General features: G+C 39.5%; 18 protein-coding genes, 1 tRNA gene and 1 other RNA gene. 6 read left to right on the top strand and 14 right to left on the bottom strand.

The genetic code is table 11. The features are described from left to right. Window positions 1-119 precede the first annotated feature (119 nt). Window positions 120-494: a response regulator transcription factor gene (locus tag ACUR5C_RS07695; RefSeq protein ID WP_454467772.1), complete on the top strand. Its 375-nt coding sequence runs from the start codon at window positions 120-122 to the stop codon at window positions 492-494. A gap of 51 nt (window positions 495-545) precedes the next feature. Here ACUR5C_RS07695 and ACUR5C_RS07690 read toward each other — a convergent pair whose 3' ends face one another. After that, window positions 546-2,906, bottom strand: a complete 2,361-nt coding sequence (locus ACUR5C_RS07690) for a DNA polymerase II (RefSeq protein ID WP_454467771.1) — start codon at window positions 2,904-2,906, stop codon at window positions 546-548. Between the two features lie 243 nt (window positions 2,907-3,149). Between ACUR5C_RS07690 and ACUR5C_RS07685 the strand changes: the two genes are divergently transcribed. Then, window positions 3,150-5,075: a GGDEF domain-containing protein gene (locus ACUR5C_RS07685; protein ID WP_454467770.1), complete on the top strand. Its 1,926-nt coding sequence runs from the start codon at window positions 3,150-3,152 to the stop codon at window positions 5,073-5,075. Window positions 5,076-5,207: 132 nt separating this feature from the next. Here the strand turns inward: ACUR5C_RS07685 and ACUR5C_RS07680 are convergent, their stop codons facing one another. The 5 genes from ACUR5C_RS07680 to ACUR5C_RS07660 form a co-directional block, all read right to left on the bottom strand. Further along, complete coding sequence (locus ACUR5C_RS07680; protein WP_454467769.1) at window positions 5,208-5,570, bottom strand: DUF1428 domain-containing protein; 363 nt, start codon at window positions 5,568-5,570, stop codon at window positions 5,208-5,210. 228 nt (window positions 5,571-5,798) lie between these two features. Further along, the gene (locus tag ACUR5C_RS07675) at window positions 5,799-6,974 is read right to left on the bottom strand and encodes a hypothetical protein (RefSeq protein ID WP_454467768.1); all 1,176 of its coding nucleotides are present in this window, start codon (window positions 6,972-6,974) and stop codon (window positions 5,799-5,801) included. Between the two features lie 17 nt (window positions 6,975-6,991). Continuing rightward, window positions 6,992-8,404: an MBOAT family O-acyltransferase gene (locus ACUR5C_RS07670; RefSeq protein ID WP_454467767.1), complete on the bottom strand. Its 1,413-nt coding sequence runs from the start codon at window positions 8,402-8,404 to the stop codon at window positions 6,992-6,994. Between the two features lie 118 nt (window positions 8,405-8,522). Continuing rightward, window positions 8,523-10,088: a M56 family metallopeptidase gene (locus tag ACUR5C_RS07665; protein WP_454467766.1), complete on the bottom strand. Its 1,566-nt coding sequence runs from the start codon at window positions 10,086-10,088 to the stop codon at window positions 8,523-8,525. A 37-nt stretch (window positions 10,089-10,125) separates the two neighbouring features. Continuing rightward, entirely contained in the window at window positions 10,126-10,506 is a 381-nt protein-coding gene (locus tag ACUR5C_RS07660) for a BlaI/MecI/CopY family transcriptional regulator (RefSeq protein WP_454467765.1), read from the bottom strand. Between the two features lie 385 nt (window positions 10,507-10,891). On the opposite strand from ACUR5C_RS07660, the gene ACUR5C_RS07655 reads away from it, so the two are divergent. Continuing rightward, window positions 10,892-12,592, top strand: coding sequence for a diguanylate cyclase (locus ACUR5C_RS07655; protein ID WP_454467764.1), 1,701 nt, complete (start codon window positions 10,892-10,894; stop codon window positions 12,590-12,592). 90 nt (window positions 12,593-12,682) lie between these two features. On the opposite strand, the gene ACUR5C_RS07650 is transcribed toward ACUR5C_RS07655, so the two are convergent. Then, window positions 12,683-14,728 carry an oxidoreductase gene (locus tag ACUR5C_RS07650; protein ID WP_454467763.1) on the bottom strand — a complete coding sequence of 682 codons (2,046 nt, stop codon included), beginning with the start codon at window positions 14,726-14,728 and terminating at the stop codon, window positions 12,683-12,685. Window positions 14,729-14,994: 266 nt separating this feature from the next. On the opposite strand from ACUR5C_RS07650, the gene sppA reads away from it, so the two are divergent. Next, complete coding sequence (gene sppA / locus ACUR5C_RS07645; protein ID WP_454467762.1) at window positions 14,995-16,842, top strand: signal peptide peptidase SppA; 1,848 nt, start codon at window positions 14,995-14,997, stop codon at window positions 16,840-16,842. A 114-nt stretch (window positions 16,843-16,956) separates the two neighbouring features. Then, window positions 16,957-17,991 (top strand): asparaginase, encoded by a 1,035-nt coding sequence (gene ansA, locus ACUR5C_RS07640; protein ID WP_454467761.1) that lies wholly within the window; start codon window positions 16,957-16,959, stop codon window positions 17,989-17,991. A gap of 91 nt (window positions 17,992-18,082) precedes the next feature. Here ansA and recR read toward each other — a convergent pair whose 3' ends face one another. From recR to ACUR5C_RS07615, 5 genes are all read right to left on the bottom strand, one after another. Continuing rightward, on the bottom strand, window positions 18,083-18,694 hold the full coding sequence (recR, locus tag ACUR5C_RS07635) for a recombination mediator RecR (protein ID WP_454467760.1): 612 nt from the start codon (window positions 18,692-18,694) through the stop codon (window positions 18,083-18,085). Window positions 18,695-18,722: 28 nt separating this feature from the next. Then, window positions 18,723-19,043, bottom strand: coding sequence for a YbaB/EbfC family nucleoid-associated protein (locus ACUR5C_RS07630; RefSeq protein WP_454467759.1), 321 nt, complete (start codon window positions 19,041-19,043; stop codon window positions 18,723-18,725). A gap of 14 nt (window positions 19,044-19,057) precedes the next feature. Continuing rightward, window positions 19,058-21,256 carry a DNA polymerase III subunit gamma/tau gene (dnaX, locus tag ACUR5C_RS07625; RefSeq protein WP_454467758.1) on the bottom strand — a complete coding sequence of 733 codons (2,199 nt, stop codon included), beginning with the start codon at window positions 21,254-21,256 and terminating at the stop codon, window positions 19,058-19,060. A 258-nt stretch (window positions 21,257-21,514) separates the two neighbouring features. Then, an RNA gene (ffs, locus tag ACUR5C_RS07620) (signal recognition particle sRNA small type) lies at window positions 21,515-21,611 on the bottom strand. A gap of 117 nt (window positions 21,612-21,728) precedes the next feature. Beyond that, a tRNA-Ser gene (locus tag ACUR5C_RS07615) sits at window positions 21,729-21,818 on the bottom strand. Between the two features lie 201 nt (window positions 21,819-22,019). Between ACUR5C_RS07615 and ACUR5C_RS07610 the strand changes: the two genes are divergently transcribed. Further along, window positions 22,020-23,153, top strand: a complete 1,134-nt coding sequence (locus ACUR5C_RS07610; RefSeq protein ID WP_454467757.1) for a PilT/PilU family type 4a pilus ATPase — start codon at window positions 22,020-22,022, stop codon at window positions 23,151-23,153. A 70-nt stretch (window positions 23,154-23,223) separates the two neighbouring features. Here ACUR5C_RS07610 and nadA read toward each other — a convergent pair whose 3' ends face one another. Further along, window positions 23,224-24,240, bottom strand: a complete 1,017-nt coding sequence (gene nadA, locus ACUR5C_RS07605; RefSeq protein WP_454467756.1) for a quinolinate synthase NadA — start codon at window positions 24,238-24,240, stop codon at window positions 23,224-23,226. A gap of 198 nt (window positions 24,241-24,438) precedes the next feature. After that, complete coding sequence (gene rmf / locus ACUR5C_RS07600) at window positions 24,439-24,612, bottom strand: ribosome modulation factor (RefSeq protein ID WP_454467755.1); 174 nt, start codon at window positions 24,610-24,612, stop codon at window positions 24,439-24,441. Window positions 24,613-24,691 lie beyond the last annotated feature (79 nt).

The following is a 24,691-nucleotide window of genomic DNA, read 5'->3' as shown; positions in this document are numbered from 1 at the left end:
ATTTCACGAGCCAAAAACCCCATAATTATCAAGCTATAAAGTGACAGCATAGCAAAAACTCAGCTCAATTAGATAAGCCTAGCTATACTTAATACAATGTGTAAAAACTAGGTGGAAAAATGAGTGCGCCAGTATTAATAATAGATGACGATAAAAACTTAGCTAAAGCCATTAGCCGTAGTCTCAAACAAGCGGGAATTGAGTCAAGTATCGCGCAATCAGGTTTCGAAGCGGGTCTACTCATGGGGATTAGTCGCCCCAAAGTCATTACCTTAGATCTGAATATGCCGCATATGAGTGGGAGCGCGGTATTAGAGTTAATTAGGCAAAGGCCCATTTTTAACTCAGTTAAAATTTTAATTATTTCTGCTGCAACTCAAACTTATATGAAGCAAATGCTAGATAAAGGCGCTGACGACTTTTTAAACAAACCTTTTGATAACGCAAAACTGGTTGAAAAAGTGACTCATTTAATCGCACAGTCAGAAAGCTAGTCTGTTCACTAGCGCGATAACCTTACAAGTTAATCGCTTGCAGTAAGAATCTTAAAATAATCCCAATTGCTGCGAAGTTATTTGCTCAAAACTGTACTCGGTAAACATTAATGCCGCTTCTGCTATCGGCTGTATTTGTTTGTCGATATAGTGTTGATAATCAATTGGCGCTTGACGATACTCAACCGGTTGCGGGCCCTCTAGTGTTATTACATATTCAATCCAGCCTTTATTTTGATATTGCGGCGCTCTGCCTTTAACAAGATTAACTTGATCAGCCAGTCGCGCAGCTTTTACATGCGGCGGAACATTCTTAGTGTAGTCATCGAGCCGGCGTCGTAATCGCTTTCGATAAACCAAGCGGTTATCATTTAGCCCCGCAATAGTTTGCGCTATTGTCGAAGTAATAAGTTCACTTGGGTCGCTCCCGCTAAAAATGATGAGATAAAGAGATTGTTGAAAATCTTTGGCCATTTGAGTCCAGTCAGTTCTAACTGATTCTAGCCCTTTAAATACAAGTTCGTGTTGATTATCGTGAGTTAACTTTAATCCTGCGTAGCGCTTTTTACTGCCTTTCTCGCTGCCACGAATGGTTGGCATCATAAATTGCGTAAAGACACATTCAAATTCCATTTCTAAATAGCTGTGCAAATTAAATGCTTGTTTTAACTCTTGCTGCCAACGATTATTTAAAGTTTCGCATAATTGATTACCGAGCTTAAATAGTTCATCGTTAGTAGATTTATTTTGTATATATATAAAGGTAGAATCGGTATCACCGTAAATCACTTGATAGCCCATTTGCGTAATCCACGCAGCGGTTTTTTGCATAATCCAATGACCACGCAAAGTAATCGAACTAGCCAGACGAGTATCATAAAAAGGACACCCACCAGAACCTAACACACCATAAAAAGAGTTCATTAAAATTTTTAAAGCCTGCGACTTTATGGGGTCTTGGGCTTTCTTAGCGGCATCCCGTTGTTGCCAAATCGTCTCTATAATCCCGGGCAAAATGTGCTCATCATAAGAAAAGCTTGCGTCTTTGAAACCTGGTATCGCTTGGCTCGGCTGCTGTAACCCTTTAACTAAGCCTAGCGGATCAATTTTAAAGGTACGTATAATTGAAGGATAGAGGCTTTTAAAATCGAGTAACAATACATTGGTATATAAGCCTGGAAGTGAGTCCATAACAAACCCACCGGGACTGGCGAGCCCTCCACCATTAGGCAAGTTGGGAGATACATAGCCTTTGCGGTGTAGTTTAGGTAAATATAGATTATTAAAGGCTGCCACTGAACCGCCTACTCGATCGAGCTCCAAACCGGTTAGATCGCAGCGATAAATGAGGAAGTCGAGAATTTTGGTTTTGTTAAAAATCGCTTCAACTAGCTGGCAATCTTTTAAATTATAAGCCGCTAGTTTTGTTTTATTATGCTTAAAATCATGCTCTATTTGCGCCAGCCTGTCATGTGGGTTTTCAATAAGCTTACTCTCCCCAAGCAAAATTTCAGCAACTGACTGGAGGCTAAAGCTTGGAAAACTATAAGTTGCACCGCGAAGCGCAGCAATTCCATCTATGACCACTCTTCCATGAATACTGACAAAACCTTGCTGCGAGTCTTGTGAGTTAACCCGCCACTTCACCTCACTATGATCTCTGCCTAGAGCGAGTTTTAGCTGATGCTTCTGCGCTCTTTGAATCAGTAACCTAAAGTCAAAATTGATTACATTCCAGCCAATAATCACGTCAGGATCAAGCTGATTAATGGTTTTAATCAGCGTATTTAATAAGTCTTTTTCGTTTTCAACCCATTTAATTGTTGCTAAAGCGTCTGGATAATCTTGTGCCTTTCCAATCATCAGTACGCATTGTTTTTGCTCGCTCGTTAACCCAATTGAAAATAACTCGCCTTGCCCACTGCACTCTATATCTAACGATACCAGCTTAAGTTTTGGTTTAAAGTGGGCCGGTTTAATTTTGTTAACAACATAAGAATGCGCACCAATCGATTTTCCTTGAAACGATATGCTGCCACGAATAAAGCGCTCCATTAAGAAACGCTCTTCTAGCCGCACATTACTTTCGTAAAGCGTAATTTGGTTCTGCTGTAGCTGTTTACGCGCATTGTAAAAATCGGCCATTGCAGTAAAGTAAAGCGCTGCTACCGGCTTATTTTGGAAGGTGTTCATGGTTAATAACCGAGACACATACCGAATATTAGCGCCATTGAGCAATGTTTTGGCTTTCGGCAAATCTTCGCGTGATAGAAAAAACACTGGAGATTCATTTTCAACAACTAGCTCAACAGCCGCATCGTCGGTTTTAACCCATAATCGAATGACGGCCTTACCATTAACGTCTTGACTAGTTCGACTAAAAATAAACCCTTTTAGTATCTCATTTGACATTTACTACTCTTTTATCAAGGGTACTTATATTAATTGCTAACATTGACAATCGGTGACTGTCACGAAGATAATTATTATCACATTATTTTGCTAAGAAAGTATTATCTCACTTACGCGATAAAATATCTAAAATACAACAAATTATTAATTTAACTAGATATTTTAGTCTTTTTTAACGGCTAAGATAACTATTCAAGTCTATAATACAAGCAAGGTCAATAAACGTTATCAGGGATTAAGCGAGTGAAGGAAAAGACGATTGGCGGTAGTAAATTATGGCATTTATTCGCAGTTATTAGCTTGCTAGTTCCATTCAACGTCGCTAGCCAAACCGAATGGTCTTCACAATTTAAACCATTTATTTCTGTACTTTTTGATCATCCGCTTCAACTTCAGCAGTCACTAGATAACAACAAAGATCAATGGCTGTCACCTCATGAACAGTCTCAATACCATTTACTCAAATCACTAGCTTATATTGAACTAGTTAGGCCAAAGTTGGCCTACGAACAAAGTTTGCTCGCATTAAGCACTATTACCCAAAGTGGTAATCCTTGGCTATATCATAAAATAAAGCTCGCCCAAGCCCAAGCGCTAGATTTAGGCGGAGAGTCGATAAAAGCACTGCCGCAAATAAATGAAGCATTAAACTTCGCTAAGACAAATCAATTAACGCCTTTACAAATTGAAGCGCTAATTGTTAGAGGTTTAACTTTAAACACGCTATTAAGGTCTGGCGAAGCACTTGAAGATTTGCAGCAGGCTTATCTACTTGCCCCTGTAGCTAAGGCACTATTCACTAAAGCCGTTGTGGCGGGCTACATTGCTTTGGTTTATGAATACCGCCGCGAGCCAATGGAGTCACTCCCTTATTTTAACGAAGCACTCACCTACTACCAATTAATTGGCGCAAAACAACAGCTAAGCGATATTTACTATGGTAAAGGGCGTGCGCTAATCGCGATTAACGAAAAGTCCGATGGCGTTGAGCTATTATTATTGTCTGCTCAGTTGTCAGAAAGCATTGGAGATCAACAGGGAGCGGCATACTCTTATAAAGAAATTGCGGCTAGTTTCGCCAGTGAAAAGCGCTACCCTGAAGCATTAGCAATGTATAAAAAGGCAGAGAAAATATTTATCAAAGCACAAAACCCTTTTATGCAGGCTTCAACTAAATTGGCTGAAGCTTCTATTCTTATTAGGCAAAACCAAGCATCTGAGGCAATAGAAATACTAAAGCAAACCAAGCAAGAAATAAAACCTGACTCAATGCAATCATATGAAGAGCGTATTGAAGAGTTACTTGCTAGCGCCTATGCGTCTAAAAATCAATTTGAAAAGGCATACCAAAGTTTGCTTAGCGCGAATAAGATTAGAAATAAATACCAATCACGCATGAACTCAAAAAACATTGAGAAACTAAAGGCAGAGTTTGAATTAAGTAAAAAAGAGGCTGAATTTTTATTACTTCAAAAAACTAACAAAATTCAGGCGTTAGAGCTAGCTGCTGAAATCAAAAAAAACCATAGTATGATTTTAGTTATGAGTTTAAGTATTATTATCGCATTGTTACTAGGGCTTATACTTCACCGGGCCAAAGCTAGCAAGAAAAAATTTGAGCTACTCGCGGAAAAGGATGACTTAACTGGTGCTTTTAATCGACGTAAAACGATGCAGTTACTCGACTACCACATGCAACTAGAGCACCGCCATACTTACGAGTTGTGTGTAGCTATGATAGATCTCGATTTCTTCAAAAATGTTAATGACAATTATGGCCACCACATTGGTGACCAAGTACTCGTTGAGTTTACCAAACTCTGTCATAAGCTGTTTAGAAAGACAGATATCATTGGCCGCATTGGCGGAGAAGAATTTATTATCGCATTACCTTACACCAACTTACCATGTGCAGAAAAGCTTCTCGAAAACTTGCGTTATCTGGTGACTCAAATTTCACAGCATGAAGAATTTGAAGGTATTCCTTTAAGTGTGTCAATTGGCTTAACCGAGTACAAACCTAAAGAAGATATTCAAACTCTACTGAATAAGGCAGATAAAGCTTTATATGTTGCAAAACAAAATGGGCGTAACCAGGTCGTAACCTTTAAACAAGACGATAAAGATTTTATGCCACCCAAACATACTGAAGAAGCTGCTCAGGCTTGAAAGCGCCACAGTAAACTTTAGCAATCCAGACTTCAGTTGGTGTTAAAGTTGGAGCTTGCGACAATAACACCAACCGATTGTTATTATCACTCTTGCAACGAGTTTTATATAATTAATTATGACCAACTAGGATTACGTAAGATTAGGATGGCGAAACCCACCGTAGAGCATTCTATTAGCGTCAAATTCAACATTGAATGTATCAATTAATTCAGCCATTTGCTTGTCACAAGCTACTTTCTTGTTTGCGATATCGCGAGCTTCACGAGAGGCAAATACCACCCAACCAAAAACAATGACTTCATCTGCTCGAGGTTTTATGGCGTCTGTAAAAGAGCGAGTCCCCTCTCGTTCCATGTCATCGCCGAGGTACTCTACATATTCAATTGCTCCATGCTTTTTCCAAACCTCAGCAACAGCTTCAGAAAGGCGCCAATACTCGTCCAGTTTATTTGCAGCGATGGGAAATACGAACCCATCTATATACTTTGACATATTTATTTGCCCTTTAAAATGAATGGAGGACTGCTACATAACAACTTATCCTGTACAGTAAACCTCAATTGGAAATACGACTTCTGCTACAAAACCAATAATTTTGTTTAAAATAGTTTACAACCCATTTGCTTTTTTTCAAGCGTTTTTATGTGCAGCCGCTTGATTTAAGCAACTTAAGCCTCGAAATATTTAAACTAACATAGTTTAGTAGCTATGTTTTAAACTCTAAAGTGACTCAGCGTACTCTTCCACTAAAAAATCAGTATAAGCGACATCACCACGATATCTTGCCAAGTGGGTGGTGTCGCTAAACATGTTTGGATTGATCACATTTAAGTCTTGATGATCTCTCACTTTAATGCCAGTGGCCTCCTCTATCTGTTTAATTACCTTGGCCAAACGTTTTTTACCTTCTGGGGTATTAGTTATCCACTTGGTATTTCGCGGTAACATTATTACTTCTACTTGGTCAGAAAATAGTTGAAAATTCTTAACCATTTGAATAAAACTGTCGACTAACAAAGGTTCAAAATTTAACTCTTCAATATCAGCGTTTCTTATTCGACTTAATCGATCATTTTTCATTTGCGCATCGGTCTGACTTAAATCATAATACTCTTCAAAAGCGGTTAGGGTTTCCTGCGAACGTTCCTCTGGTATAGTGCCTGCCCCTTGCCATTCATACATCCAATTTTGATAGTTTAGATTGGGATAATCTTTATCAAACAGTTCTCCTAGCTTGCGGCCTATGTTTCGGCGAGCCTGCTGAATTTCTTGAGTATCTTTAAACTGCTGCCATTGATAGGGAGGAAACAGCTCCCTTCCAAATGAACTAGTAATAATTTCAGAAGATATATTATTTCGAATATAACGAATATTAAAAAGCAATATACCACGTGTAATATCTTGCTTAGCAATTTCTAGCAATTCTTCATCACTCGCTAACATAGATAAAAACGAATCAACCACTGGCTTTGCGCCTTGCCAGCGTCGCTGGGTTGTTTGGAAAGGGTTAAACTCAATCATTGCGAGCCTTAACTTTCTATTATTGGCAATAAACTGTTCCTTGATACGACGCGATAAGTAGTCCTGGAAAAATGGGTTTAAACCGCCAAAACCATAGTTAAACGACTTAACGTTCTTTCCCATCGCATTAAGCTTTCTATCAAACTGACGAGGTGAAAAACCAGCTTGAGTCATTGATGAACCATAGAACATTACCAAGTCACTTGGCTCTTCAATTATTTTCGGAAGTGCCTTCAGTGACAAATTGGTACGAGAGAAAACCCCTTGATTCTTAGCATCGGTAAGCTTAATAATACCCTGCAAAATAGCCACAGTTGTTCCGGCGCAAAGTGTAATTGCTAAAATGATTTTTAAGTAAACTTTTCGTTCATTCATTGTCTTTGCCCCTGTGATTAAAATTGGAAGTAGATAAATTGGTTACTCGGCTCGCCAATCAAAATGCAAATAGACTGTCCAACAATGATAAGTAGCCAAAACAACCATGATTTTCGTTCAAGTTTATCAGCGCCCTTAATTACATAAAAATCCATGACATGTACCAATAGCATCCAAATGCTCGTCATTAAAAAGATGACGACTGCATGACGTCCAATTTCTATATCGTTACCGAAATCATGAATAGACTGAATGATCTGTAATGCACTAGACAAATCTTCAGCTCTAAAAAACACCCAACCAAGTAGTACTAAGTAAAAAGTAATTGCCCATTTAAAAATGTTAATTAATAAGCTAGGTTGGTGATTAAACAAAGCAAATGCCTTCAAACCAGAAAAATAATGCGTCAGGGTAATAATGGCTCCATGAAACGCCCCCCAAGCCACAAAAGTCCACGCAGCTCCATGCCATAAACCGCCTAACAACATTGTAATAAAAACGTTTCTAGTACGATGTCCGGTACGGTTGCCTCCTAATGGAATATATAAATAATCTCTTAACCAGCTCGACAACGAAATGTGCCAACGCCGCCAAAAATCAATTGGAGATACCGCAAAATAAGGCACTCTAAAATTTAGCGGAATACTAAAACCGAGTAATAAGGCCAATCCAATAGCCATATCGGTATAGCCAGAAAAATCACCATAGATTTGTCCAGCAAATGCCAATACTCCAGTCCAAACTTCTAGGGTACTTAAGGTTTCGTGCGCAGCAAATGCTTTATCAGCTGGAATAGCTAATAAATCTGCACCGGTTTTTTTGATTAGACCAACGGTAATTAAAAGAAAACCATGTTTCACAGCATCCCAAGTAGGCAATGCAATACTATGCATTTGCGGAAGTATATTTTTTGCTCTTAATATTGGGCCAGCGACTAGCTGCGGAAAGAATGACAATGCAGCCACAAACTCCATTAAACCTTTTCTCGGCTTCATGTCTCCACGATAAACATCAATGGTGTAACTTAAACTTTGAAAAGTGTAAAAAGAAATACCGACGGGTAATAACCAGCCTAACGTTTCGATCGACGCACTATAACCTAGCGCAGCAAGTAACTCCGAGACTGATTGCAAAACAAAATCGGCGTACTTAAATGATGCCAAAATTCCTAGATTTATGAGCAACGACAATGTTACCCATCGTTTCTTAATTTTTTGATCTTTGCTATTACCTATGGCTTGTGCGATGAAATAATCAGCAACGGCACTCCCTACGAGAAGGGGAATAAAAGCATAATTGCATGCGCCATAGAAAATTAAGCTTCCAACTATTATTAAGTAAATACGGGGCTTTTGTTTGATGAAAACCAATCCATAGAAAATAATAAAAGCGAGAAAAAACCAAAAGAAAATTGGCGTATTAAAGATCATGCTGGGCTCTCCCTAATTCAAGCTGGCAATAATTTGTTAATATTTAAATTAGTTGAGAGTTAATCGATCTCAACGTCAGAGGCGCTTCTTTAACCGTGCTTCGTTTATCGACAAACATCTATTGGGCTGCACCCTTGGCAATTAAAAACTGTCGTATTTCTGCCGATTTTGCCATATTAAGTGGGCTTCTAATTCTAGAGCCATCAAGGAATCCAGTATTCACTGCTAGATTAACATCTGCGCCCTGGTTAACGAGCAACTTAGTCATTTCCAAATAGCCGCCCCTAGTCGCGTTGATAAGAGGCGTTTCGTCATAAGTTACAATGGCATTTACATTTGCGCCATTCTCGATTAACAATTGCGCTAACTCAATATTATTTCTCATCGCCGCAACAATTAAAGGATTACCATCATATAGCGATGCCTGATTAACATTAGCACCAAGTTGTATCAATGCTTCAACCATTTCTCGATTGTCTTCTTTAACAGCGATCATCAGTGCGGTTCCTTCGCGATCTACGGGCATATTTATGTCGACGCCTGTCGTTTGTAATGAGCGGATAGTTTCTATGTCATTGGCCAAAACCGCTTCAATCAATTGTTGGCCTGTTTGTTTAGTAAGAGACGAATATTGTCTAGATTCCTCTTTGGCCTTCACAAGACTGACTTTTGGCAAAATTGACTGAGTTGCCCCAACTGTTATTAGCGAAAGTGTCAAACAAACTCCAAGGACTAACCATGCGCTTGGTTGAATAATTTTTCTACTCATCAAAACTTGCTCTACGCGTTGTAATAACTCTTTCTTTTGACTAAAAAGCCCCATCGCTAAAATGCTCTTTTTCTTAGTTACCATAATACGAGCGCAGTCGACTAAAGACTGTGCATATAACTTACTACTAATTTTTTTAGCAGCTCTAAGATCACAAGCCAACTCTCTGTCTATATGAATTCGCTTGTTTAAAATCCTTATAATTGGACTCCACCAAAATATAACAGCGATTAACTCTTGCAACATACTCGCCCAAGTATCACGACGTTGAATGTGCGCTACTTCATGTAGCACAATGGGGATCAACTGCTGTAACGAAAATTGCTTAATGATATGACTAGGAATAATTACTTTAGGCTCGAACAAGCCTATTACTGATGGGCTGCTAATTTTGTCTGACTCTAAAATTTTAATCTGATGTTGTTTTGCTAAGGGTTCTAATACATCAGATGTTTGACTTTCAACGGCAAGCTCACTGGTTTGGCGATGCGACTGGTATAATTGATAACATCGCCATAAGCTTCCCAAAATCCATAAAATACAAAAAAGCTTTAATAAGCGATTAGAGTGGAAAATAACCTCAGTAGGAGCTATCCAAAAACTGTCTGAGCTATCCAAAGCTGGTTGCTTTTTACCGTTAAGCTGTTTACCTAAATTAGCAAGCGAGCCTTCTACAGAAGTTGATTGCTCTGCTTTACTCGCAAATAATGATTGATTAACTTGGTTGTTACCTTTTTCTATGAGAGTAACCGGAACAATAGTTGCCATAATAAAAGCGGTTAACCAAAGCCAACTTCTTAATTCTGGAGAGACTTTAATTAGTGCCAAAAACAATCGCAATAAAATTAAAAGTGCGGCGCCAATCATTATATGATAAGTCGCCAAAGAGACAAAAATGGTGAATTCAGCAATCATAATTAGTTTAGTTTCCGCGAATATAGTTTCATTGAAATTAATCTTCTGCTTTGTCGATTTTATTCTGTAGCTCTTCCAGATCTTTTATATCGATATCTGTTTCTTCTAATAAATGCTGTGCTAACACTTTTGGAGAGCCTCCAAAGAATTTATTCAGCATACTGGTTAACGCGCCTCGGCGCGCTTGTTGCTGAGTGATCTTGGCGGTATAAATAAATGCTTTACCTTCTTTATGAAACTCGGCATAGCCTTTGTCCGCTAGAATTTTGCACATAGTTTGTACGGTGGTATATGCAGTCTTCCTATCTTGAGACAAAATATCGGTAATTTCTCTAACTGAGGCTTCTCCTTTGTCCCACAAAATACGCATTATATTTTGCTCGCTATCGGTTAATTGTGACGAAGCTTTTCTGGCCATGGTGTTCATCCTATAAATGCTATTTTTTTATGTTGCTTTGTAATAATATTTTTTAACAACACTTTTCTACTAATTAATTAGTTTTTTGAGTGTATAAGATGCTAAAACAACAATCAACTAATAAATTAGTTTTTAACTGTAGTAGTAATCTTATTACCAGGTAGGCTATTGATTTTAAACAGATACTTATAGGTAACAATTTGTTAAACAACTCACTATGTTGCTTGTTTATTAGTGGTAGCTAAGCGGGAATTTAGAAGTTTGCTAGATTCAAACTAAAGGCAAGAGTGTCATTTTGTTACTTTGTGAGTTTGCTTCTATAGCTTTTCAGAGGTATTTTGACTAATCTCTAATTAAAACCAAAACATTCCGAGTTTTAAATTAAATGCACCATATTTGTCGACGGCGATTTACACTATGGCTCGGTATCGCACTGTCGATTTTCTCAACTTCAATCAATGCTATCACGCTTACCCAAGAAATAGAGCCCATAATTGTAAATTCAGAATTGTTTTTGTATGAAGATACTAACAATGCTGAAAGTGTTGAAACTATCTTATCAAAATTCAATACCCAGCAACTGTCTAAAAATACAGCCAGCAAAGTCAGCTTCGGTTTTACCACAAGTACTATTTGGGCTGTTTTACCGGTAACAAACAACACCGCAGATATCCAGTCACGGATAGTTCAAATTGATAATGCTTGGTTAGACGAAATAGCGATCTACTTTTATCGGGGAGAACGGCTATTAAACCAGGTCGCGCTGGGCGATACCGTTACTTTCAGCTCTCGTGAAAGACAAAAACGTCTACCCTCTATTGCCTATAACTTTGAACCAGGCATCACCAGTGTCATCTTTCGATTTAAGTCTGAAGATCCAATGACATTTCCTATCTACCTTGCAAGTACTAAAGCTGCAGAAAAATTTGAGACCCAGAACGCCTATTTTTATGGTGCACTGTATGCATCGTTGATCATTTTACTCCTTTATAACCTAGTCCTGTTTATCTATTTAAAAGAGTTCAAATTCCTAGCTTACTCGTTATATTTATCTGCCTTTAGTTCATTTAATTTTACCTATACTGGCCATGGCTTTTGGCTAGTTTGGCCTGAAGATATTTTTTTACAGCAGTGGCTTATGCCAACACTGATGTATGGGTATTTAATCTCGAGTATTTTGTTCACACTCGAATTTTTGCAGGTCAAACGTTACTTACCATCACTTCATGCTGTTAAACACTGGCTTTACCTATGCTTGCTAGGATTAGCTTTGTTAATATTTCTGCCTGGTAGTCGCTCATTCGCGATTATGGCACAGTTAACCATACTGACAAGTATGGCCTTTTGGATGTTACTCATTGGTTATTTCGCAAATAAAAATGGTAACCCATTAGCCAAATTTTTTATCCCTGCGGTTTTAATGGGTGCTAGCGGAGCCTTAGTGTCAAGTCTGGCTACATGGGGTCTTATCCCCTACTCTCAATGGGCATTTAGGGGAATTGAAATTGGTATGCTACTAGAAATGCTACTGCTTTCTATTTCGTTAGGGTTTAATTTTAGATTGATTCAAGAAGCTAAAAATAACGCAGAAAACAATGCCCGGCTTGATCCATTAACCAACTTATTTAATCGACGTGCACTGACAGAATTAGTGCAACCTATCTGGAGCTTAGGCGCTCGCAACCAAAGCACTGTCTCGATAATGCTAATCGACTTAGATTGGTTTAAACAAGTTAACGATAAGTTTGGACATGCTATTGGCGATCAAGTGCTAAAACAAGTGGCAAATGCACTTAGAAATCGATTGCGTCATTCTGATACGATTCTTAGATGGGGTGGTGAAGAGTTTCTTATTTTCTTGCCAGACACTGAAGCTGCCGAAGCTAAGTCTCTAGCTGAAACGCTGCGCAGCTATTTTAATGACACCACCATAAATGATATCACTCAGATAACCATTAGCGTTGGTGTCGCAACGGGTGATGCAAGCAAGCAAAATTTGGACGAGCTAATAAGCCTGGCTGACAAAAGCTTATATAAAGCCAAGCAAAATGGACGTAACCAAGTAGTATTAATCGACGCTGAGTAAATATTAGTTAAACAACATAAATTACATACTACAAGGTAATCGACAACCCGTTCAGTTTGATAGTCTAGTTTTCGGTAAGGCGCAATCGTTTCATATTTCAGCTGCCAGCTCTGCGCCCTGGCGAATAGCCCTTTTTGCATCGAGTTCTGCGGCAACATCAGCGCCACCAATTAAATGACTTTTTAATCCTAGCTCAATAGCCTTATCGTAAAGTTCTCTTAATGGGTTTTGCCCCGCGCAAACCACAATATGATCGACTTCTAACAGTTGGCTTTGTCCATCAAATTTTATATGCAGCCCTTTCTCACTAATCTTCTCGTACTCTACACCGGTTAGGGTCTTCACTTTTTTGTTTCTTAAACTACCGCGGTGAATCCAGCCAGTCGTTTTACCTAAACCAGCCCCCGCTTTGGTCGTTTTACGTTGTAATAAAAACACTTTTCGTGGAGACGCTTCTATTTCGGCTTTATTTAATAAACCACCGGGATTGTTATAATCAAGATCAACCTTCCATTCATTAGCCCAAGCTTTAGGACGCAATGTTAAAGATTCACCTTCGTGAGTTAAGTATTCGGCCACATCAAACCCAATCCCACCGGCTCCAATAATTGCAACACGCTCACCTACAGGCTTTTTATGTTTTAACACATCGAGATAAGATAAAACTTTTTCACTTTGAGCCCCTTCTAAGTTCAGTTTTCTAGGGAGTACGCCGGTGGCAATCACAACTTCATCGAAACCTTGCGCTAATAACTCGGCAGCTTCAACATTGGTGTTTAACTGTAAATTAACCCCGGTATCTTTAATCATTTCGTTGAAGTAGCGAATAGTTTCATAAAACTCTTCTTTACCAGGTATTTGATTAGCAACGTTAAGCTGTCCACCAATCTTGTCTGCTTTATCAAACAAAGTAACTTGATGACCTCGTTCTGCAGCGGTAGTAGAAAAAGAAAGTCCTGCGGGCCCCGCACCCACTACCGCGATTTTTTTAGGGGTTGCAGTTGGTTTAAAGTTTAACTCTGTTTCGTAACAGGCTCTTGGGTTAACTAAACAGGTCACCCGCTTATGCTCAAAAATATGATCTAAACAAGCTTGGTTACAAGCAATACAAGTATTAATTTTTTCTGACTGGCCAAGTTTTGCTTTCTGCATAAAATCAGGATCAGCTAAAAACGGTCTCGCCATAGAAACTAAGTCGGCTTTACCCTGAGCAATCACTTCATTTGCAACTTCTGGCGTATTAATTCGGTTCGTAGTAATGAGTGGTATATTAATATGCGGCTTTATTTTTTCTGTTACCCAAGCAAAGTTTGCTCTTGGTACACTGGTAGATATTGTAGGCACGCGCGCTTCGTGCCAACCAATCCCGGTATTAATCACTGAAGCACCCGCTTTTTCAACGGCTTTACCTAGTTCAACTACTTCTTCCCAACTGCTTCCGTCTTCAACTAAATCAAGCATAGAAAGTCGATAAATAATAATAAAGTTTTTACCGGTTGCTTCCCGAACTTGACGCACAATTTCTAGAGGTAAGCGTATTCTGTTTTCAAAGCTTCCACCCCAGCGGTCGGTTCTTTTATTGGTTTTGGTAACGATAAACTGGTTAATTAAATAACCTTCCGAACCCATAATTTCGACACCATCATAACCGGCTTGCTGTGCTTTAACTGCACAATTAACAAAGTCTTTAATCGTTTTTTGAATACCACGCTCACTCAGCTGTTTCGGCTTAAAGGGCGTTATTGGTGCTTTTATAGCTGAAGGTGCAACGGCAAACGGATGATAGGCATAACGCCCCGTGTGCAAAATTTGCATGGCAATTTTACCGCCAACAGAGTGCACAGCTTGAGTGATTTTCTTATGTTTTCCAACTTGCCAAAAAAAACTCAGTTGACTGCCTAATGGCGAAACCCGACCAGCTAAATTAGGTGCTATACCGCCGGTAACGATTAACCCAACACCACCTTGAGCGCGCTCTTTATAGTATTGGGCCAGCTTGTCAAAACCACCACGCATTTCTTCTAAGCCAGTGTGCATTGATCCCATAATGGCTCGATTAGGCAACACATGATCATGTATTTTTATGGATTCGAATAAAGCTGGAAATGGTTGGTTATTATTTTGCTCAGCGCTCATGCAAGTTATCCTAAAGTCAGGAGAATTAGATTAAGGTTGCTAGTTATAACAGATTAGACCAGTTGATGGAATCCCTAAATCATAACTTATGAAATGAATATTAACACTTTAATTTAAGCTTAAAATCTAATTAATTCAATAAGATAGTTAAACAAATTAAAATAGATTATCAAAATTGGTGATTTGCACTACCACTTTATTTAAATGCTCGTTTAGAATATTAGCTAAGTACTTAAAATTATTGAAATTACTAAAAAAGGATGATTATGATAAAGCTGTTTAAAAACCTTTGGTATGGCCTAGACCTGACAAGAAAAATCATTTTGAACTTGGTGTTCTTTATCCTATTGTTCATGTTTATTTCGGCAATGCTCAGTTCAGGAGATAAACCTAGTGTAGACGACGGAGTTGCTTTAATCCTGCAACCTCGTGGACAAATTGTTGAACAACTAACATTTGTTGACCCTGTAGAAGAAGCCATGCAACAAGCCACAGGTAATAGTCCACCTCCTGAAACTTTATTATACGACCTAATTGAAGCCATCGATAACGCAAAAGATGACAACCGCATTACCGCATTAATCATTTCTACCAAGTACCTACAAAGCGCTGGCGTGACCAAACTTCAGGACTTAGCTGCGGCCATTAAAGACTTTAAAACAAGCGGCAAGCCTGTGATTGCTTTTGATGATAACTTTTCTCAAAATCAATATTACTTAGCAAGCCTAGCAGATAAAGTCTATATGAACCCTCAAGGCGGAGTTTTTCTTACCGGGTTTGCTCGAGTAGGAACCTATTTTAAAGGCTTGCTCGACAACTTAGAAGTGAGTATGCACGTCTTTAAAGTTGGCACGTTTAAATCTGCGGTTGAACCATTCATTCGCAACGACATGTCAGAAGCAGCAAAAGAAGCCAATGTTGCATGGATGGGTGACCTATGGGACTTCTATATAGACGATATCGCTCAAGCTCGAGCAATTACTAAGCAAGATATCAGCGAATACATTGAAAGCTACAGAGAGCTACTAGCTGAGTATCAAGGCGATGCGGCTAAAATTGCGTTAGATAAAGGCTTAGTTGACGAGTTAACGACTCGAATTGAATTTCGCAAAAAAATGATCGAACTTGTTGGTGAAAACGACAAGAACACTTTTAAACATATTTCTCATCAAAAATATTTAAAATCAATACGCGCTCCTTTCCCTTATGTAAACCCACGAACCGAAAAAGTTGCCGTAGTAACTGCGAAAGGTAATATTTTAGATGGTGAACAAAAAGAAGGTGAAATTGGCGGTGATACAGTTTCTCGCATTATTCGCAAAGCGCGTAACGATGATAAAGTAAAAGCAATTGTACTAAGAGTCGATTCTGGCGGTGGTAGCGCTTTTGCTTCTGAAATAATACGCGAAGAGCTTGTCAAAGCGCAGCAAGACGGGATTAAAGTTGTTGTATCAATGGGTGATGTAGCCGCTTCTGGCGGTTACTGGATATCTGCAACGGCTGATGAAATTTGGGCGATGCCAACAACGATTACCGGCTCTATCGGAATCTTTGGAATGCTACCAACATTTGAAAAACCATTAAATAAAGTGGGCATTTTTCGCGACGGTGTTGGCACTACTAAGTACGCTAATGCACTCGACGTAGGCCAACCACTCAATGAAGACATTGCCGCAATGATTCAAACCTCTATCGAATCAGGTTACGATAAATTTTTAAAGCTAGTAGCTAAAGGTCGTAATATGACAGTTGAAGAAGTTGATAAAATTGCCCAAGGACGAGTATGGTCGGGTAAAAAGGCTCATGAACTAGGACTTGTTGATCAACTCGGTTCATTAAATGATGCGATTAAGTCAGCAGCTAAGTTGGCAGGCCTAAGTGAATATGATACTTGGCATGTAAAGCGTGATCTCAGTGAGAAAGAACAATTAATGAAACAGCTCTTTGGTAACGCCTTATTTGAAACTGAGCTACAACAAAAAGTCGCTGCGCCAACTAAACCGAGTGTTAAACAACAAGTTTTATCTCAGTTTAACCAGAGCTTAAAAGAGCTAGAAATGTGGAATGACCCTAAGCACATGTACTTAAATTGCTTTTGTAGTGTATCTAATTAAATTAATTAGAATTTAATTGGTTAAAGCGGTGACAAGTTCACCGCTTTTTTTTGTCTTCAAAAGCCTGATCGATTATCCTAGGCTTTCTTTCAATTCGCATAGCGTCTTAATTAAATGAACACGACCAAAAAGCCAAGAGTTTATATTGCCTATACCGGCGGCACTATCGGAATGAAGCCCAGTGATAAAGGCTTTATTCCTGAGTCAGGCTTTTTCAGCCAGCAAATATACTCGCTACCCGAAATGAAATCTCCCGATATGCCGGAAATTGAAATTAATGAGTATGAAAACCTCATTGACTCATCCAATATCACACCAGAAGATTGGTACCGTATTTCGCAAGATATTGAATCTCGGTTTGACGAGTTTGACGGTTTTGTAGTTTTACATGGCACAGACACTATGGCTTACACGGCATCGGCACTCTCGTTTATGCTAGAAGACCTATCTAAGCCAGTGATTGTTACCGGTTCTCAAATCCCCTACTCGCAAATTAGAACCGATGCGCGAGATAACTTGATTACTTCACTTTTATTAGCAGGCAATTACCATATTCCAGAGGTAGGTTTGTATTTTCATAACCGGCTTTATCGAGGTAATCGTGCAAGAAAATTAGACGCCAGTGGTTTTCATGCGTTTGAATCGCCTAACTTTCCAGCGATTGCAGAAGTAGGAACTAAAATTCATGTCAACCGTGAGTTGCTTTTAAAAGAGCCAGCGAAACGTTTAAAAATACAAAAAATTACTCCACCTAAAGTAATAATATTATCTTTATTTCCTGGCTTTGCTTCTGAGCTACTCGAAAAAGTACTTTCTTCTGATATTCAAGGCTTAGTATTAATGACTTACGGTATGGGTAATGCTCCGTGTAACGACGCTAAGCTAGTTAAGCTACTTTCTCAAGCCTCACAACAAGGTGTTGTGATAGTTAATTGTACTCAATGTTATAAAGGGAGCGTTGATATGAGTGGCTATGCAACCGGGCAAGGACTATTAGAAGCCGGCGTGATCAGTGGCTTTGATATGACGCCAGAAGCCACTTTAACTAAGCTAAGTTATTTATTAAGCTGTGATTTAAGCGTGGCAGATATTAAACAGAAAATGCAGTCAAATTTGCGCGGCGAATTAACCCGAACAACAAATGACTAAGGCTTTTATCAAGTTTTCAAATAATAGCTTTTAGACTATGTTTCTAGAAAATGGTTTTTAGAAAACCGTTTATAGAAAACTATTTTTGGGTTTAACGATCAATATAGCTTCTGTTGGCTAATGAAAGCGCCAATGTTGAAGAGTCTAAAAACTCAAGTTCGCCGCCCAAAGGTACGCCTTGCGCTAACTTACTGACAACAATGTTACGTTCTGGGATTTTTTTCACCAACCCAGAAATATAATGCGCTGTTGTTTCTCCTTCAATTGTTGCAGAAGTGGCTATAATCACTTCTTTGCAATCGCTAGATTCAATTAAACGCGCTAGTTGAGTTAAGCCAATTTCTTCCGGGCCTATTCCATCTAACGGAGATAAATGCCCCATTAAAACAAAGTATTTTCCTTTATAGCTTGCTGTTGACTCAATCGCGAGAATGTCTGTGGGCGACTCAACAACGCACAATACTTGCTCATCCCTTTGCTCATTACTACAAATAGAACATAGGTTTTGTTCGGTATAATCACGGCACTGTTGACAATTACCAATAGACTGCATGGCATTACGCAATACGTCAGCTAACTCTATGGCTTCACTGCGCTGTTTTTCTAATAAATAATAAGCCATTCGCTGAGCTGACTTTTTACCAACACCTGGCAAACATTGCAGCCCATTAATTAGCTGCGACAACAAATTTTTTTGAGACATTATTTTGGTATTCCTAATAAAATGCCACTTAGAATGGCATTTTAAATCCGGGCGGCAATGGCATACCCTCAGTGACGCCTGCCATTTTGTCTTTCGACTCTGTTTCTACTCGCCTTACAGCGTCATTAACAGCTGCGGCTATTAAGTCTTCTAAAATTTCTTTATCTTCTTGCATTAAGTCGTCTGCAATTTGGACACTGCGCACGTCATGCCGACCGGTCATAACAACTTTAACTAACCCTGCACCTGCCTGCCCTTCTACTTCAAGATTAGCCACTTCGGCTTGAGCTTTTTGCATTTTTTCTTGCATTTCTTGGGCTTGTTTCATTAAGCCGCCTAAACCTTTCATAAATAACCTCTTAATTAATTAGGTAGTTTGATAGAGTCTCGGGGTAAGGTAGCCCCTAGTTTTTCAATTAAATACTGTACTTGAGGATTGGCAAGTAGCTTTTCACGCGCTTCATCTACAGCGACTTCATGTAGTCGCGCAGCTCTTTCTCTTGGAGTTTCATCGGTTTCTTCTACCGCAATGAGTTCGATTGCCAGCGAGGGCAAATTAAAATAATCACGCAGTTGCGCAATTATACTTTCTTGGGCACTACTAATGAGTAAACTGCCAATATGATCTAAGTAGGTCACCGTTAGTTTATTTTCAATGAACTCGGCATTGGCGTTGCGTAATACTTGTAATCCATGTCCTTCTAGCTCAAGAGAGTCGACTACTTGATGCCAATTCGTATTGTTAACTTGGTTAAGCGCTACTCTTTCTTGCTGCTCGTTAGTGGGTAAACTTTGCTCGGCTTGTCGCTCAGAAGCTTGGGCTTGATCAAAATGAGTGGGCTCAGTTTTTGGTTGATTAGAATCTTCTTCGATATCAGGCTCAGACTGCATCTTTTGAATATTTTGGCGAATCTGCTCCACCGGAGACACACTAACAGAGGCCGTTTTTTGAGCCGCTGCGATAGTGTTTTGTACTGCCTGACTTTCTTGCACTGCCTGACTTTCTTGCAAATCTTGGTTTGAATTTGTCACTGAAGGTTTTTGAGTAACTGGCAACTCAGCAATGTTAGCCGACTGTCCATTATCGGCCTTTTCAATTTCTCCATTTTCAGCGGGCTTATTCTCACCACTGCTCTCATTAGTTTGTTGCTGAGTTGCTTGAATAGTATCTGCTGAACTAGACGCTAGCGGAGTATTTGTTGGCGGCAAATTAGCTGCCTTTTGGTCTAAATTTGTAGTAATTGCACTAGGCTGTGATACCGCTACATCACTTTTTAGTTTCACTTCGGGCAAAGCACTTGGTGAACTGTCCGCACTCATTTTAGAGGTAGCGCTAGATTGACTGCTCTGATCTAGACTCGATGCTGCAGCTGCCGCTTGCGCAACCTCAGCAGAGCTTGCAGTATTTTGTTGCTGGCTTAATTCAGATGCTTTTTTTTTTATTGAGTCAACCGCTGGATTAGAAGTCGCTTCACTAGCTGATGCTTGAGTTATTTTTTTAGGTTTAAATGCGAGCAGTCTTAACATCGCCATTTCAAAGCCTTGGCGTGGGTGAGCCGCAAACGCCAAATCTCTGCGAGCTGTCAAAGTTAGCTGATAATAAAGTTGTATATCTGCAACACTAACTGACTCAGCTAATTGTTTTATGCGCTCATCGTCGGAAAATTGAGTGGCCTGACAAACCGCTACTTGATGTAACAAATCTAACCAGTCGGCTAAGAGATCATCGTAATCTGGCGAAAAGCTCGCAATGGTATCTATGGCGTCAATTAACTGTTGTGCGTTTCCTTGTTGCAAAGCGGTTAACAATTGAAAGCTGTACTCTTTGTCTATGCTGCCTAACATATCTAATACGGTTTGCTGATCAAGGGTATCACCACAATAAGCAATGGCTTGATCAAGTAAACTTAAGGCATCACGCATGCTTCCATCAGCCCCTTTGGCAATAGGATCTAAAGCACTTGGTTCAAATTGAATTTGCTCTGCATTTAAAATCATACTCAAATGATTAATGATTTCAGGCGGCTCCATGCGTTTTAAATGAAACTGTAAACAGCGCGACAATACCGTAACCGGTAACTTTTGCGGATCAGTAGTAGCCAATAAAAAAATCACATGGGGTGGAGGTTCTTCAAGAGTTTTAAGCAAAGCATTAAAACTATGCCCACTTAACATATGAACTTCGTCAATGAGATAAACTTTGTAGCGGCCGCGTGTGGGCCTGTATTGCACGTTATCTAAAAGCTCTCTAGTATCTTCTACTTTGGTTTTAGATGCCGCGTCAATTTCTAACAAGTCGACAAAATTACCTTGAGCAATTTCTACGCAACTAGAGCATTCGCCACAAGGCTGCGCGGTTATACCTTTATCGCAATTTAAACTTTTTGATAAAATGCGCGCAATAGTCGTTTTACCAACACCCCGGGTACCAGTAAATAAATAAGCATGATGGAGTCTTTGGTTTTCAAGTGCGTTCGATAAGGCTTGAGCCGTTTGTTGTTGACCAACTAACTCATTAAAATTGCTGGGTCGCCATTTTCGTGCTAAAACTTGATAACTCATACAGCTCTGCAGTTTATGATTAAATAGACCAGCCATTATATGCGAACTCGATTATCGTTCACAGAAATATTTTATTATCCATACCTTCGCGCCAAATACAGCACTCAACTCGGCTTGAATTGACTATTATTTGTTCAGCAGCCAAACCTAGGTTTTGCTAAACGAGATTAAGAGTGAGAATAGATTTTCGCTTAAAGCGACGGATAAACAATTAGGGATAGATTCTATGAGTTGCTCAGTGAGAGAGCTTGGAGGCGATCCTACCAGCCACATCTCGGCACATGAGTTAATTGCTACCGTTGCTCCCTTCCGGGCCTGGCGGAGTTCACAATCTATCATTGCGAGAGGACCAATAGGACCACCATTATGGGGCGCTATTGTAACTATCTGAAAATAAATTTCCAGTTATTTAAAGCAAATGATCAAATTCATCCTTAAATTCGATTTTTTCGCTAAAACCTATACTAAGTTTTGGCGGAGAGAGAGGGATTCGAACCCTCGATAGGTATTAGCCTATACACGCTTTCCAGGCGTGCTCCTTCAGCCACTCGGACACCTCTCCTGCTGCTTTGGCTTTAAATGACTTAACCAAGTTAAGACGCAAAGCACAAGTGGCGCGTAGATTAAACAATATCCTTTTAAATGGCAATGCTTTATAAAAGATATTTTTCAGTCTATTATAAGATTGGTTTTAAAATAAACTCGGCTTATTTAGTATTACTACCATCTCTTGGTTATATGTTAACCAATATAGGATTATCTAATGGATATTAAGTTATTACTTCGCTTAATGGCAGAAAAAAACGCCTCAGACTTATTTTTTAGTACAGGTGCACCACCCCACATGAAAATTGAAGGCGTTTCTACTCCCATGGGGCAAGGCTCTTTACCGCCAGGCGCAATCAAAGACATAGCCTATGCGCTAATGGACGAAAAACAAATTGAAGAGTTTGAAGAAGAATGGGAGCAAAACTTCGCGATCTCGGTTGACGATATTGGCCGTTTCCGGGTAAATGTATTTTTGCAACGAGGCGAAGTTGGCATGGTTATGCGTCATATTAAGTCTGACATTCCCAACTTTGAAGAGCTAAAGCTGCCTAAAGCTGTTGGAGACTTAGTCATGGAGCGTTCGGGGCTAGTTTTAGTTTGCGGCCCAACAGGTAGTGGTAAATCGACTTCATTAGCGGCCATGATTGATTATCGAAACCGCAGAGATACAAGCCATATTTTAACCATTGAAGATCCCATTGAGTTTTTACACCCGCATAAAATGTCAATTATTGATCAACGCGAAATTGGCGTTGATACCAAAAGCTTTCACAACGGCCTTAAAAACGCCATGCGAGAAGCGCCAGATGTCATATTGATAGGTGAAATACGCGATGAAGAGTCAATGCAATACGCCTTAAGCTACGCGCAAACAGGTCATTTATGCTTAGCCACTATTCATGGTAACAATGCTAAACAAGTACTCGAACGCATTAGAAACTTAATTCCATCTGAACAACGAACCTCTGTAATGAAAGAACTGTCTAGCGTACTAAAGGGAATTGTGTCGCAGCGATTGGTCATGAGCCAACAAGGAAAACGCGTCGCAGCACTCGAGATTTTACTCCAAGCACCAGATATAGCAGAAATTATTCAAAAAGGTAACTTAGAAGAGCTTAAAAAGGCCATTGAAAAGCACCATATGGATGGCATGGTCTCTTTTGATCAATCATTATTTAAACTCTACCAACAAGGAATTATTTCTCGTGAAGGCGCACTCCGCTTCGCTGAGTCTAGAACCGATCTTAACTTACAAATGCGACTAGCAGAAAGTGGCGGCAAAACAGCCAATATGGAACCTAGTGATAAAAAGAAAAGTTCGGGACCTAACTTTTCAACGAAACTTTAAGCTTTACTTAAAAAGTAGTAACAAAAGAGCAGCGTCACAGCGCTGCTTTTTTGATTGTGCAGGAAAAACCTTATTTCTTAAAATTAACCATTCTGGTCAATGGTTTTAACGCCCTTTCTATCAACGCTTCTGACACAAATATTTCATTGTCCTTGTTTTCAAACACTTCGGCTAAATTCGTTAACTCGTTCATTTTCATCCAAGGGCATTGGGCGCAACTTTTACAAGTGGCGCCCTCTCCTGCTGTTGGTGCAATAATTAACTCTTTGTCTGGCGCGGCCTTTTGCATCTTATGAAAAATGCCTTTATCAGTGGCCACTATTAGCTGCTGCTGAGGCAATGTTTTTGCGGCTTGGATAATTTGAGAAGTAGAGCCAACAAAGTCTGCTAGCTCAATAACAGAGTCTGGTGATTCAGGATGAACCAACACAGCTGCTTCCGGATACAGCTTCATGGTTTTTTCGAGTGCTTGAGTTTTAAACTCATCGTGAACAATACAGTGACCTTGCCACAACAGCATATCGGCACCGGTTGTTTTTTGTATATATGCACCCAAATGTCGATCGGGTCCCCAAAGTATTTTCTCGCCCTTAGCGTCTAAATGTTTAATCACGTCAACTGCGATACTACTCGTAATAACCCAATCGGCCAGTGCTTTTACTTCTGCTGAGGTATTAGCATAAACGACAACAGTGCGATCAGGGTGTTGATCGATAAAAGCTTTGAACTGATCAGCCGGACAGCCTATATCAAGTGAACAAGTTGCTTCTAGAGTCGGCATAATAACCCGTTTATTGGGGCTTAACATTTTCGAAGTTTCACCCATAAACTTGACACCGGCCACCACTAAGGTGGAAGCAGAATGATTTGCTCCAAACTTAGCCATTTCTAGCGAGTCTCCAACAAAGCCCCCACTCTCTTCTGCCAGCTGCTGTATGGCTGGATCGGTATAGTAATGAGCAATTAAAACCGCGTCATTTTGTTTAAAACGCTCGATACACAGCTCGTTATAGTAAGCCGTTTCTTGCTCACTGAGTACTTTGGGCGGTTTGGGGAACGGAAACTCTATGACTGGTGTTGCTAACATAAATAAACTTCAGAAAATCAAATGTTGGAGCATTATATCTTTCTATTGCGGCGATTTCTAAAGATTTATCAATTTGGGCAGTTGTTCCTATAAAAAAGCCCTCATTACGAGGGCTTGTGGGAGATCTTGCTTTAAATGTCCATGGAGATTGAAGTTAAACTTAAATTTAAAAACCTATATATAGACATTAGTGAAATATTATGTGAAATAGCCTCTGCTCATTTCCGCTCTCGCTTCGCGCCAGCCACCGAGCCATTGTTCTTTGAAATCTGCCCCTTTAAATGGACACTCTTCGCTCGATTTACCACTAACACCTGCAGTAAAGCCTTTATGGTGAGCTCTTTCGAATCTATCTCTCTTCTGTCTTTTCATATATGCGGTTACCTCATATTTTGAGTTATTAAAACTGCTGTAGGGATTCGCTAGAACGCAATTAAACCCATTTTGATTG

Source organism: Aliikangiella aequoris, from assembly GCF_053709105.1.
This window is presented reverse-complemented; position numbering and strand designations above follow the sequence as displayed.

What these genes read in the sequence shown, in the direction of transcription:
- ACUR5C_RS07695 (WP_454467772.1), top strand. Translation starts at nt 120, where the DNA reads ATGAGTGCGCCAGTATTAATAATAGATGACGATAAAAACTTAGCTAAA.
- ACUR5C_RS07690 (WP_454467771.1), bottom strand. Translation starts at nt 2,906, where the DNA reads ATGTCAAATGAGATACTAAAAGGGTTTATTTTTAGTCGAACTAGTCAA.
- ACUR5C_RS07680 (WP_454467769.1), bottom strand. Translation starts at nt 5,570, where the DNA reads ATGTCAAAGTATATAGATGGGTTCGTATTTCCCATCGCTGCAAATAAA.
- ACUR5C_RS07675 (WP_454467768.1), bottom strand. Translation starts at nt 6,974, where the DNA reads ATGAATGAACGAAAAGTTTACTTAAAAATCATTTTAGCAATTACACTT.
- ACUR5C_RS07670 (WP_454467767.1), bottom strand. Translation starts at nt 8,404, where the DNA reads ATGATCTTTAATACGCCAATTTTCTTTTGGTTTTTTCTCGCTTTTATT.
- ACUR5C_RS07665 (WP_454467766.1), bottom strand. Translation starts at nt 10,088, where the DNA reads ATGATTGCTGAATTCACCATTTTTGTCTCTTTGGCGACTTATCATATA.
- ACUR5C_RS07660 (WP_454467765.1), bottom strand. Translation starts at nt 10,506, where the DNA reads ATGGCCAGAAAAGCTTCGTCACAATTAACCGATAGCGAGCAAAATATA.
- ACUR5C_RS07655 (WP_454467764.1), top strand. Translation starts at nt 10,892, where the DNA reads ATGCACCATATTTGTCGACGGCGATTTACACTATGGCTCGGTATCGCA.
- ACUR5C_RS07650 (WP_454467763.1), bottom strand. Translation starts at nt 14,728, where the DNA reads ATGAGCGCTGAGCAAAATAATAACCAACCATTTCCAGCTTTATTCGAA.
- sppA (WP_454467762.1), top strand. Translation starts at nt 14,995, where the DNA reads ATGATAAAGCTGTTTAAAAACCTTTGGTATGGCCTAGACCTGACAAGA.
- ansA (WP_454467761.1), top strand. Translation starts at nt 16,957, where the DNA reads ATGAACACGACCAAAAAGCCAAGAGTTTATATTGCCTATACCGGCGGC.
- recR (WP_454467760.1), bottom strand. Translation starts at nt 18,694, where the DNA reads ATGTCTCAAAAAAATTTGTTGTCGCAGCTAATTAATGGGCTGCAATGT.
- ACUR5C_RS07630 (WP_454467759.1), bottom strand. Translation starts at nt 19,043, where the DNA reads ATGAAAGGTTTAGGCGGCTTAATGAAACAAGCCCAAGAAATGCAAGAA.
- dnaX (WP_454467758.1), bottom strand. Translation starts at nt 21,256, where the DNA reads ATGAGTTATCAAGTTTTAGCACGAAAATGGCGACCCAGCAATTTTAAT.
- ACUR5C_RS07610 (WP_454467757.1), top strand. Translation starts at nt 22,020, where the DNA reads ATGGATATTAAGTTATTACTTCGCTTAATGGCAGAAAAAAACGCCTCA.
- nadA (WP_454467756.1), bottom strand. Translation starts at nt 24,240, where the DNA reads ATGTTAGCAACACCAGTCATAGAGTTTCCGTTCCCCAAACCGCCCAAA.
- rmf (WP_454467755.1), bottom strand. Translation starts at nt 24,612, where the DNA reads ATGAAAAGACAGAAGAGAGATAGATTCGAAAGAGCTCACCATAAAGGC.